A 12,303-nucleotide genomic window follows, 5' to 3' on the forward strand; every position below is an offset into this window, starting at 1 on the left:
ACGAACTCTTTGCCAGTAATGTCAGGAGTTGAACCGCTAACACCGTCAAAGTTAGTCGTAGTCAAATTGCCGAAAGCACCGCTGACAAACTGGAATTTGTCAGTTCCAGCAGTAAAGTCAGTAATCGTATCACCGCCTTCGCCTACTGCTTTGTAAACAAACAGATCCGCACCAGCACCGCCAGTGATAACATCTGCACCAGAACCGCCGCTGAAGATGTCAGCAAACTCAGTACCAGTAACGCTGTTAGCACTCGCATCTCCGGTAAACAAGACAGGAGTAGTGAAGTTGTAACCGCCTGCACCAGAACCGAAATTGTTAACTCCGGTTGGGAAAGTATTCCCAGCCGCAGTTAAATCGACAATGCTGCCTGAGTTGGTAGTAGTACCAGCAGGAGAAGCGATCGTACCTGTAAATACAAAGTCCGCCGTTCCCAGATTGCTAGCAGCCGTACCCAAGGAAGCAATAAGCGTCGAACCACCGGCTACGGTACCGTTCGAGTCGAAATACAACACAGTCTCGTTCGACGCATTAGTAAAGGCGAAGAAACCAGCAGTTGTAGAATTGCCCAGGGCTGTAGCTTGTGCAGCTTCCAAAGAGGCATAACTGCCGCCTGTGAAAATCACGAACTCTTTGCCAGTAATGTCAGGAGTTGAACCGCTAACACCGTCAAAGTTAGTCGTAGTCAAATTGCCGAAAGCGCTCGCGCTAAACTCGAATTTGTCTACCCCAACAGTAAAGTCGGAAATTTTATCGCCGCCCTCTTTAGTTGCCCTGTAAACAAACAGATCCGCACCACTGCCACCGCTTATGAAATCCAAACCGAGGCCGCCGGTGATGGTATCGTTGCCGTCGCCGCCCTTGATTGTATCGTTAAAATTGCTGCCGACAATGTTGTCATCGCCTGCTAAACCATCGAAATTAACTGCAGCGGGATAAGTGCCGAAATTCACATTGTCAGCACCAGCAGTACCTACAGGAACATTTAGTGGCTCGCCGGTGAAGACAAAGTTACTGACTTGCAGGCGAATGTTGACTGAGAAACTGGTCAAAATTTCAAAGCGTCCCGCAACACTAAATACCAGCACGGAACGGCCGGTATCGGCATCTGTAAACTGACAGAAAGTAGGCGCGTCTGTGCCGCCCAAAGCTACAAACCGCGCTTGCAAACTGGTGATGCTGTTAACGGTGATATCAGCACTAAAGTCGAGCAAATTAGCGCTGCCGATCGACCCCACAGTAGAAGTAGCAGTAATCTCCAGTCGGGTCAAGCTAGAAACGCTGAGATTACCAAAAGCTGCCGTAGAAAGCTGTAAAACATCGTCATCGACATTAAAGTCAGTAATAAAGTCAGCTTCTACAACTGTTTGAATCTCTTGGCGGGAAGTGAGGTAAATAAAGGTATCCTTCCCATTACCCCCACTCAGATTATTGGTTCCTAGACCACCTTCGATCGTGTCATTGCCCTCATTTCCAGTTAATGTGTCATTCCCAGCACCGCCTATTACGGTGTCATTGCCGCCGCCAGCTTCGATATTGTCATCCTCATCGCCGCCGTCGATATCGTCAGCGTCATTGCCGCCTTTAATTGTGTCGTTGCCCAAGCCTCCTTTTAGTGTGTTTTTGCCTAGGCTAACTTCGATATAATCATCGTCGTCGCCGCTGTCGATATTGTCATCGCCATCGCCGCCTTTAATTGTGTCCTTGCCTTTGCCGCCGATGATTGTGTCTTTGCCTTGACCTGCTGTAATGTTATCGCCACCCTCGCTGCCTACGATGTTGTTAGGGAGTGTCGCAGAACCGGCAATAGCTTGACCTTGTGGATTGCCAGCAAAATTAAAGGAATCTTGCTCGATTTTCAAGCTAAAAGTTTTGCCGGTGAGAGCTCTTTGGCCGTTGGTAGCTTGAAAACCAAAAGTAGCCGCACCGACAAAACCTACTGCCGCTCTGAAAGTTACCCTGCCTGCGTTAACGTCTTCTTGAGTGAAGGTAACGCCCGTTTGTGTTACGGCGACTCCATTAACAAATAGTTGCCCGGTTGTAGCAGGGGGCAGCTCGGTTAGCGTGAAAGTTATGCCGGCAGGACCTTGCCCGGTATCGGAAACACGCAACAAATTAGGAGTAATAGTTTGCTCCTGGCCGCTGGAACCAGCAATCAGGGTCTCACTAACTTCCAGTTGCGGAGGGTTAAAAATCGGAGTGAGAGGTTGATTTGGAGTTGGAGTTTGAGGTTGAGTTGGAGTTGGAGTTTGAGGATCAACTCCCAAAAAGTCGGCCGCAGTGATAAGCGTTGCGTTGACATTCAACAATAGCGCCAAGGCGAAGTTATTGACCCGAATTTCGGTATTGACACCGATTTGTATAAAGGTCAAGCTGCTAAAGTTCAAGTCGCCAAACAGCAGAAACTTGTCGCTGTCGTCCTCGAAGTCAGTGATGACTGCACTTGCATCAGAGTTACTGTCACCCATGACATAAAGGTCATCTCCAGCGCCACCGACACAGGTATGGTTGCCAGTACCGCCCATCAGCGTATCGTTGCCTTCGCCGCCCATCAGCGTATCGTCGCCGTCGCCGCCGCCGCTAACGCTGTCGTCGCCGTCGCCGCCGTCTGCCATGTCATTGCCGTTGCCAGTCACGAGGGTATCGTTGCCAGCACCGCCCATCACGCTGTCGTCGCCGTCGCCGCCGCTAACGCTGTCGTCGCCGTCGTCGCCACTGCAAACGTCGTTGCCGGCACCGCCCATCACGCTATCGTCGCCGATGCCACCGCTAACGCTGTCGTCGCCGTCGTCGCCACTGCAAACGTCGCTGTCGCCACCGCCACTCACGGTATCGTTACCGGTGCCACCGCTAACGCTGTCGTCGCCGTCGTCGCCACTGCAAACGTCGCTGCCTACACCGCCGCTAACGGTATCGTTGCCGTCGCCGCCGCTAACGTTGTCGTCGCCGTCGTCGCCACTGCAAACGTCGCTGCCTACACCGCCGCTAACGGTATCGTTATCTTTTCCGCCGTTAAGCGTATCGTTGCCTGTGCCGCCGCTAACGTTGTCCTTGCCTGTGTCGCCCCTGACGGCATCATTGCCTTCGCCGCCCTCACAATCGTCGTCGCCTTTGCCGCCATAGACGGTATCGCTGCCGGCGCCGCCGTCAACGTCATCATCTCCTTGGTTGCCGTGCATTAAGTCATCGCCGTCATCGCCTTCGCAGAGGTCGTCGTCGCTGCCACCCATCACGGTATCGTTATCTTTACCGCCGTTAAGGGTGTCCTTGCCTTTGCCGCCCATGACGGTATCACTGCCGAGATCGCCTCTTACTTCATCGTCGTCATCGCCGCCCTCGCAATCATCGTCATTTTTGCCGCCGTAGATATTATTTTTTTTGCCACGGTTTCCTTTGATTTTGTCCTCGCCTTGTTTGCCGTATATCTCTTGCTGCTCGCCGGTGGCGACAATGAGGTCATCGTCATCGCTACCGACGACGGTTCGGCGGCGATCGATGCCGTTGTCATTTTCTAAGTCATCGTCATCGTCATCGTCATCGTCATCATTACCTCCGATGGTCTGGAAATCGTTGTCATCATCTAAGTCATCTAAGTCATCTAAGTCATCTAAGTCATCGTCATCGTCATCATCATCTAAGCCATCGTCATCGCCCACACCTGTTGTGGATGCGCCGTTAGACTGATTCAGAAATGTGGTAACGCCGTCGGTGTTTTCGGCGAGTGCTTGGTTAATTAAATCGGCTAACTCCTGATCGGAAAGTTTAGGGCTGTTGTTGCCTAAACCCTCGACAGGATTTTCTGTTTCATCTTTTTTAACTGGAGAAAGTGTTCCCTGTCCTTCTTCCAACGAAATTAGGTCGTCCATCGTTGATATTTCCCAAAAAATGGTAAGCTTCTTTGAATCAATTTATCAGCAAACAGGAGGCTGCAGAAGATTTTTTTTAACTTCATGCTTTCGCCTGCTAGAGGAGCTGGTTTCCTCATCTTTACTATTATAGATGCCACTTAAACGGCAAGGTTTTTTTCACTGTGTTACGAGTTTTATATTCTGCAATTGCGTACCAAAATTAATTGATCCGCAACCTACACTGTAATTATTGCGCCGAAGCTCCGAGCATTTGAGATGTTCTCGGTATTTTCTACAGTAAGCTGCGCCGAATGGCTCCTGATTGTAGATTTTCTACGTAATTTCTACAGTGAATTAGCTGAATTTAAACTCGCGACTGACAACTCCTAAATAACTCCCCAAAACCTGTATCCCCCAAATTTGACCCTTGCTTTTTTTCCGTTCTAGGCTGGGTGTATTGAACTTTGGTAACACTCCCAGTTTTGACAAATCCTTCCCTGACTTAGGATTTGAATCTCTTCACTAAACGACAGCACCCTCCTAATTTTAGTTCCCGATGATTAATTAGAAATTTAGATAATTCGCCCGGACAAATATTTGTTCTAATTTTTAGTTGCAGAATTTTCTCTCGATTCGAGGAAACCTCGCGAACTGAGAAAAAGTTTTTTTTTCGGCTCAATACTAAGAGTTCTGCCAAAATATATCTATCTCAAGACAGATTGCGAAATTTACAAAAAAGTAATATAAGCACAGAATTCGTTTTTGGTGACAGTTGCAAGCTCGATCGGCATTTTGAGCGAGAATGACCCACGGCGAGGCTGCGAAACCCAGTTGTTTTGTAGGCTTCGCTACCAAATCCAATAATTTTCCGAGAAACCGGCCTGATGAGGGGTAATCCTCTAGATGCCAAAAATGATGGTTGCTTGAGAGTACCGGAATAATTTGATTGCCATTGTATTGTTGAGAGTTCTTGGCTGCTGATGTTTATTTTTGCTCCTTAACTGTAACTAGATTAAGAGAGTTAAATTAAAAGTTTTCTATATCATAAAAGCGGTAAATTAGCAATAAGTTATGAGCAATTATCGATAGTCAACTATCAATTACCGATCGCCACTGAGGTCTTAAGGATGAGGGCGGAGGGCTTACGGATGAGAACCCAGGGCTGACCAATTAATTAATTGACACAAAATCAAGATTGCACATCGGGGGTTGGTGGTAGAGGATAAGCGGTAAAGACCGATCAACCGATCGCCAAAAAAAAAAAAATACTCAACTTTCCCTGCGATATTGCCCTGAAATCGGTTGGCGAGAGCCGAAGTAATTTTAATAAGAACTAGAGATCCGCCTGGTAAAGTGCCTCCAATTTAACTTTACTCAGCAATGAGAAACTCAAGTTCACGACGAATCTAAAGGGGTCTGTGGTAGAGGTGCAAAATGTTAAAGATAGCAAGATTGGAGAAAATTCGGCTTTCACCGAGGCACAGGGCAATCAAAACTAATAAACTGTTATTAAAGTACAACTTTTATATCCTCAAAGTGTTTGAACAAATATATATGACCCCAGCGATCGCCCGATCGGGGGAAGCGCATTCAGAAACTTTGATTCAAAGAGTAAAAATTATTTTGCCGTTCGGTATTGCTAGCCGCAAAAACGCAGGCAAATTCAGAATTAAGGCGGGAGGGCGCTAAATCCGTGAGCCAGGAATTTCAACTCTCAGTCACTCCCGTTGGGGACGACGAATATCTAGTGCGGACAGAAAGGGTTGCACCCGGTGTACCCTTAGCCGAACAACAAGTCCGCTGGCCGATCAATGAATGGCTTGCACTGTCTTCTCAACTGATGAACGACCCGCTGGTGGGGTTGCTCCAAGGAAAAGCAGTACAGGGAAGCAGTTTTGCGGGTCGCGGCTTCTCCCGTTCGGGAAACAACTCAGCGCCGAATTTAGTAGCCCTGGGGCAACAATTATACAGCGGGCTGTTTCAAGGAAACTTGCGCGATAGCTGGACTTGCGCTCAAGGCATCGCCCAGCACCGCCGAGAAGTGCTGCAACTGCGACTCGGACTCAAAGGCCGGCGCTTGCCACGACTGCCGTGGGAAGTTCTGCACGCCGGCGATCGCCCTTTGGCAACCGGCACAGATGTCGTGTTTTCTCGCTACCAACCAGGTACAAGTTTGTTCAAACAAACCCGGATACTGCCTAGTGGCGGGCCACTAAAAATTTTAATGGCGATCGCATCTCCGAGCGATCGAGACAGCTTGCAGCTCAAGCGAGAAGTGCTCCATTTGCAGCAAGAACTCCAAAATCGCACCGGTCATCCTCTCAAAAACAGCCCCCATTGCCCGGAAATTCAACTGACTATTCTCGAACAGCCCGATCGAGAACAACTTACCCAAGCCCTAGAACAAGGACACTACCAAGTCCTGCACTACGCAGGCCATAGCAACTTAGGTTCCAGAGGTGGCGAACTCTACCTAGTCAGCAGCCGCACCGGCTTAACCGAAACCTTGAGTGGCGACGACTTAGCTGGATTGCTCGTTAACAACGGTATTCAGATGGCCGTGTTCAACTCCTGCCGCGGCGCTTACGGCGACCCCTCAGACCTCGCGGACGACAGCCCGGAACGGAACTTAACCGAAGCTCTAGTGAAGCGGGGCATTCCGGCAGTGCTAGCAATGGCAGAAAGCATCCCCGACGATGTAGCCCTAACTCTAACGCGACTGTTTTACCGCAACCTTAATCAAGGTTATCCAGTCGATCTCAGCCTGAGCCGGGCCAGAGCTGGGCTAATTTCTGCCTACGGTTCTCACCAGCTATACTGGGCTTTGCCGATTCTCTACCAGCACCCGGACTTTGACGGCTATTTGACCGGCGCCCCAGCCCACAGTGCGACATCAGGTTCTATGGTGCACATAATCGCGCCGGGAACGCAACCGGTACTCGCGGGTACTGAATGGAAGGCCCCATCTTCGGTTTCGGCGATCGCCCAATACCCCCCAATCCCAGCCAATCGATCCCATGAGTCAGACAATTCTGACGGCGAAGTCTGGGAATACTTTCCCGACCAATTAAAAGATCGCAGGGATTGGGTTCACCAGAACGATCGAGCCGATGCTACTAATTCACCGAACTCACCGACGGCTTCGCCGTCCTCTATTCCTAATTCTGAGTGTTCGGTGATCCAAGCAACTCGCGCCGCAGCACCGACTCAGAAACCGTTAACAAAACCGGGATCGAAAAAATTTGTCACCCTAATGCTTTGCTTGTTATCCGTAGCTTTGAGTGCTGGCTTTTTTGGGTGGCGGTACTCGAACCAGCGAGGCACGAAACCAGAAGAGTTACTGCCGGCGGTACGGACTCCCCTGTCGCAAAATTACCTGCAACAACGTCACTAAAACCGATCGCCCACTGCAATGCTTAATTTAGACCCTCTTGGCCTGGCTGCAAACTGGGTGGGGTTTTTGCTGGCTATTCGCGATCGGCTGCCTCTGGAAAAGTGATCAAAAGTATACTGCTGGATCGAATCTCCGACTTACGTTCATCAAGCCGGTTTTTACCGAAAATCAGCAGCAGCCCAACCAAGCATCGAGGAAGAAACTGGGTTTATCGTCGAGAGAGTAAGTCCGGGACTGCTTGATATGAAATTCCTTAGTCGATTGTAGATTTTAGACTTTGGCTTGAGCCCTGAGCCGAACGATTTGAGATTTTAGATTTACTCCCCAGATGAATCTGGAAGCTTGAACAAGAGTCTAAAATTTTGATCTCTCCACGGCACGAGTCGGTGGCTTGTATGCGTTTTTGAGCGGGCTGATTCGGCAGCAGGAGCATTCCTCATTCGGCACAAGACAATAAAAGCGAGAGTTACAACAATAAAGAACGTCCTCACCGTCAGTGCGATTGCTATATTTCACAATAATTAATTATGGAAGCGGCTGTGAGTTTGACACGCCCCTTCAGTTGGTGCATAAATTTTGAGAGTATGGCAGTTTACAGGCCACGAGTGGAAACCCATACATTTCCATCGAAACTCCAGGTCGGGAACCGCTGCTAATTTGTAGTGCATCAAACATTTAAGCTGTTGTGCATTTAACTCGGTCTTTTTCAATTCCCCTGTGGAAATAACCTCAAATTCTCTGGCTTGGGGCCGGAGGAGGAAGATTTTCGCCAGTTCCCCCTAGAAATATACTGATTCCTGGCGAAGTGTTAAGAGTCGCGAAGCAATCTCGCCCGATCAAAACTATTCCCCTCTTAGTGGCTGCCCGATGTTTCTGCCGCCGCGCCCATTGAATCGGGTTTTAGCTTAAACCCGTTCAAAAAAGAGGTGAAATTTCCTGGAATTTTTACCGGATTGCCTTCCCCAGACTACGTTCTGTGCAAGTTATATGCCCAAAACCTTAATAGAAGATTGCCCGTTGGTATTTGGGGTTTTGAGGAGATTTCCAGCCCGAAAAATAGAATTTACAAGTAGCTGGCAGTGACATCGAGAACAAGTGCTACCTCGTCTTGTTGAGGTAAAAGTTAATCCCGCGCCGGTAAATGCTTTCGGCAGATTTGCAGTGGCTGCGTTCTAGGTATTTCGATTCATGGCTGTCTTATTTTGACCTTGACCGCAGACACAATCGGGGATTGGTGAATGCAGGGAACAGACTTTACTGTAAAAAAGTAAAACATTTAATTTGCGACAATAATTCCTCGCGCGATCGCAAGAGAGGCTTACAGAAGGATTTGGGCCGCGAGGAGCAAATTGATCGCCCTTCGAGCATCCTTACTTGCACCCCCGGTCTTGAGGCCGCAGAAATTTCTCCAGAATCTTAATATTCAGAATTCTTAGTATTGACAGTGAAACAAAGTTAATCTAATGTGTTGTAATTGATATAAGTAAAGTCCAATAAGCGAGGTACGGTCAATGGCAGAAACAGCTACAGCACCCTTAACAGGAAAAGGTCTGCTTCAAAAAATCAAAGGCAGTGATTTGCCGCGCAGAGAACTTGCGAAGCTTTGCGGCTACTTCACAGTCAGCAAAAGTGGAGAAACCCGGATTAATCTGGCTGAGTTTTACGATGCAGTGTTAGCTGCTAAGGGCATTGAGCTAGAGAAGTCTAAAGCAGACGGACGCGGGCGAGAAGCGAGTTATCGAGCTAGCGTTCACAAGAATGGTTCGATCGTGATCGGAGCAAATTATACCCAAGAAATGGGATTAAAGCCGGGAGACGAGTTTGAAATTAAGCTCGGATACAAGCACATTCGCTTGATTCAGATCGATGTGGACAGACCGGATGTGGAATTGGATGATGAAGAGGAGGATACAGAAGAATAGAGGCGATTCCCTGCGGGATAGCTTCGCTTCACGCGATGCAGTCAGCCGATAGCAAGGCGACTGGATTAGGCATTCGCTATATGAGTATTTGCGCGCCACCCTTCGATTGAACTGATGAGCTGTCTTGACTATTTATATTTTCTCTTGTCTCGCAAAGACTACAGTGCCTCTGAACTTCGCAAAAAGGGGCAAGAGAAAGGTTTTGGCAATGAGGAAATATTGGAGGCGATCGCGCAAATTCAAGACCGCGGCTATCAGTCCGACACTCGCTTGGTGGCAAACTCGATCGCCTCTGGTGCAGGCAAATACGGGAAGTCGGCCATCAAGCGCAAGTGCCTGCAAAAAGGAATTACCAACGATTTGTTCGAGCAAGTCTGGGAAGAAGAAATTGCCGAAAATCAGGACTCCGAAGCAGAAAAACTGGCCGAATTAAAAGCCAAAGTCATGCGGAAATACAAGATCGATACTTGGGGTAAAGCCGATCCGAAAACCAAGGGCAAAGTCTTGAATTACCTGCAATACAGGGGCTTTAATGCCTTTGAAATTTGGCGACAGTGGCAGGCGGAAGAAGAGGATGAGTAAATAGTAGGGCCAAGCAAATAGATGTGGTCCCGATAGGCAAGCACACCTACACTGCTGCCGACAGGGCTAAAGTGTAAGTCCTGAGTTTTATGTAACTGTATGTCAATCCTCAGTGTTGACTAACTAAGATTCGTACATCTGCCGGTGTCTGGCTAAAAGCTCGAGATATTTCTCGTTGATTTTGGCCAGCATCCATTTCTCTTGAAAAATGGCCGCGGATTCTGCTTTGACCGGATCTGCTTCTAGTGGCAAAATATCTTTTCTAGCTGCGGTTTGCTCTGCAACAGACTTCAGCTTTTGAGGGTTTTGCTGGTATTTTCGACCGCTTTTGTGGTTGGCGTAGCGGCGCGATCGAGTATACCCCATCTGCAAGAACTTGCGGGCCATGTCGGCTCCCACAAAATCTTCGCGATCGAGATACTCTAAAAATATGGAGTAAATTTTGCTGCTGGACTCCCTGGCAATTTCAGGAGTCTTAAATCTCCAGAAAGGCAGAATTTCTCCTTTGTAGGGTTCCACCAACAGCACTCCCTGTTCTCCTTTCCCTACCCGATAAAGTTCCGGGTGCTGTCGAAAGTCGATGTTCTTAAAATCCGTATGGTAGTCGAACTGCTTCATCGGGCATTTTCTGTTTTATCTGGAACTATAGAAGCCCGATGTTTACCTTCGTCTGGTTGGGTATAAACCCAGGCCCAAGCAATGAAGACAGCTTGAAAAGGCAGCCTCAACCAGTACAGTAATTGATTGTGGGGAATCCCTTCTATCGGAATGTTGTTGACGGCTTGATTGATATTAGCTGGAAACACGGCAATAAACAAGGCAATTAATCCCCACGCCGCCGCCCTGCTCACAGGAGGAACTAATAGCCCAATTCCGCCCAAAATCTCGAAAAAACCGCTGATATAAACCAAGGCTTCCGGGTAAGGAAGCTGGGGCGGCACAATTTTGATAAAAGGTGCGGGTACTGCAAAGTGCAGCACACCTACAATACTGATAGCTACTGCGAGAATAACTCGCCAAATTTCTTTTTGACTTTTCATGGGCAATGGGTAATTAATAATTGTTAAATTGCTGTGATAATGCTTGCAAAAATTTGCGATCTGCGATCGAGATGACAATAAAGCTGAGGTCCAAAAATTCCAGCTTTCCGGGTTTGTCTGCTCTTGGTGGTGGCTGTAACGATTTTATTTCGTAGAAAACCCAGGTTTCTGGGTAAATCCCAGACAAGTTTTCACAGCACCAAACTGGAGGAAGCGAGAACTGAAATCGAAGGCCTGGACGTTGACTGCCAAAAACAGATAGCACGCATTTTGATAACAAGATTTTAATGTCTAGTTCCCTGCTGCTGTCTCTATCTTCGGGTAGTGAAACATGATTTTTGTTCCGGCTTTAGCGTTGTCAGCAGCCAAACCAGCGGGGGATTTTCTTGATCGACAAATGCACCACCGCTTAACATTAAATGAATCTTCGCCGCAATTGATGAGTGCGATTGCTGCTAAATTTGACCTAGCCTTCCAGGCGCTTCCCTACCCTACCCTACGGGAACCCCTATGAGGAACGGGAACCCTTGCGGGGAAACAGATAGCTTTGCTACCGCCTACCTTGATGAGACTAATTAAGGCAAGTAATTTGTCAATAATTTTTATAATTATTTAATATTTGCGCTTTGAGAATTATTGGGAGAGGCAATTCGGGAATGCTCTGTAATTAAAATTACTATCTAAAGTTTGAATTTTGTCAACTTCCGACCGATGTTATAATGAATGAAATTATTGAATTTGCTAAAAAGTCGATCGTCCTAGCAAATCCCCAACCATCCTGCTGGAATTGAAAATAGTCACCAACGGCAGGAACTTTTTACCCACCACATTATTCAAAAAGATTGAGCCTCCAAGCGCTGTGTCATTTTTATCTACACGCAATCAATCACCGACGACCATGAACACCTCAATAAACACCTCTAAATTTGGCATAAACCGGATGCTGCGACAATCGCTGTTGCTTGGCATCTTGTCAGCAGCAGCTTTAGCTAGCGGATGGGCGCCTGGTTTGTATCGACAATCTCCAAACCTTGTTTTCGGATCAGCAGCCCAAGCTCAAGATATTACTAGCGAGGAAATTACTAGCTACGCTCGTGCTGTGTTGGCAATAGAACCCAGACGGGTGGAAGCTTATAACGAAATTAAAAAAATGGCTGGGGGTTCGGTTCCCAGAGTAGTGTGCAACGAAACTCAGGAAATTAATAGGCTGTCTGGAAATTTTCGTGGCATTGCAGTGAATTATTGCCAACAAGCTAAAAAAGCTATCGAAACCTATGGTTTGACAGTTAGTCGCTTCAACCAGCTCACTTTGCTCCAGCAAGCTGATCCGGCAGTCAAACAGCGAATTCAAGCCGAGCTGCTGCGACTTCAACAAGCGGGCAATCAATAAGCTTGAGGATTTGAGTCTTTCTTCCTCTCCCGTTCTATTAGACTTCTCCATAAAAGCTTGTTCAGGGCAGGCAGGATGCCTAAGCGCTACCTCCCCCCAACAATAATATTGGAGATTTAAATTGTTC

At 47.8% G+C, this 12,303-nt stretch carries 10 protein-coding genes; 7 read left to right on the top strand and 3 right to left on the bottom strand.

Annotated features, from left to right (window positions below; translation table 11 throughout):
• Positions 1–3,866, bottom strand: a 3,866-nt coding sequence (locus QUA24_RS16720; RefSeq protein ID WP_333230854.1) for a cadherin-like domain-containing protein, incomplete at its 3' end; no start/stop codon positions are given.
• 1,416 nt (positions 3,867–5,282) lie between these two features.
• Here QUA24_RS16720 and QUA24_RS16725 point away from each other — a divergent pair.
• From QUA24_RS16725 to QUA24_RS16745, 5 genes are all read left to right on the top strand, one after another.
• Positions 5,283–5,537, top strand: a complete 255-nt coding sequence (locus tag QUA24_RS16725; RefSeq protein ID WP_333230822.1) for a hypothetical protein — start codon at positions 5,283–5,285, stop codon at positions 5,535–5,537.
• Between the two features lie 4 nt (positions 5,538–5,541).
• Positions 5,542–7,242: a CHAT domain-containing protein gene (locus QUA24_RS16730; RefSeq protein ID WP_333230823.1), complete on the top strand. Its 1,701-nt coding sequence runs from the start codon at positions 5,542–5,544 to the stop codon at positions 7,240–7,242.
• Between the two features lie 1,141 nt (positions 7,243–8,383).
• Complete coding sequence (locus QUA24_RS16735) at positions 8,384–8,662, top strand: hypothetical protein (RefSeq protein WP_333230824.1); 279 nt, start codon at positions 8,384–8,386, stop codon at positions 8,660–8,662.
• A gap of 91 nt (positions 8,663–8,753) precedes the next feature.
• A complete protein-coding gene (locus tag QUA24_RS16740) occupies positions 8,754–9,164 on the top strand; it encodes an AbrB family transcriptional regulator (protein ID WP_015177612.1) in 411 nt (136 codons plus the stop codon).
• Between the two features lie 114 nt (positions 9,165–9,278).
• Positions 9,279–9,746: a regulatory protein RecX gene (locus QUA24_RS16745; protein ID WP_333230825.1), complete on the top strand. Its 468-nt coding sequence runs from the start codon at positions 9,279–9,281 to the stop codon at positions 9,744–9,746.
• Positions 9,747–9,869: 123 nt separating this feature from the next.
• On the opposite strand, the gene QUA24_RS16750 is transcribed toward QUA24_RS16745, so the two are convergent.
• A complete protein-coding gene (locus QUA24_RS16750; protein ID WP_333230826.1) occupies positions 9,870–10,364 on the bottom strand; it encodes a DUF4385 domain-containing protein in 495 nt (164 codons plus the stop codon).
• Entirely contained in the window at positions 10,361–10,786 is a 426-nt protein-coding gene (locus tag QUA24_RS16755; protein WP_333230827.1) for a DoxX family protein, read from the bottom strand. The genes QUA24_RS16750 and QUA24_RS16755 overlap by 4 nt, the downstream gene beginning before the upstream one ends.
• 331 nt (positions 10,787–11,117) lie before the next feature.
• On the opposite strand from QUA24_RS16755, the gene QUA24_RS16760 reads away from it, so the two are divergent.
• Positions 11,118–11,300: a hypothetical protein gene (locus QUA24_RS16760; RefSeq protein WP_333230828.1), complete on the top strand. Its 183-nt coding sequence runs from the start codon at positions 11,118–11,120 to the stop codon at positions 11,298–11,300.
• 384 nt (positions 11,301–11,684) lie between these two features.
• Entirely contained in the window at positions 11,685–12,176 is a 492-nt protein-coding gene (locus QUA24_RS16765; protein WP_333230829.1) for a DUF4168 domain-containing protein, read from the top strand.
• Positions 12,177–12,303 lie beyond the last annotated feature (127 nt).

The organism is Microcoleus sp. Pol12B5, from assembly GCF_036701335.1.
Taxonomy (GTDB): domain Bacteria; phylum Cyanobacteriota; class Cyanobacteriia; order Cyanobacteriales; family Microcoleaceae; genus Microcoleus.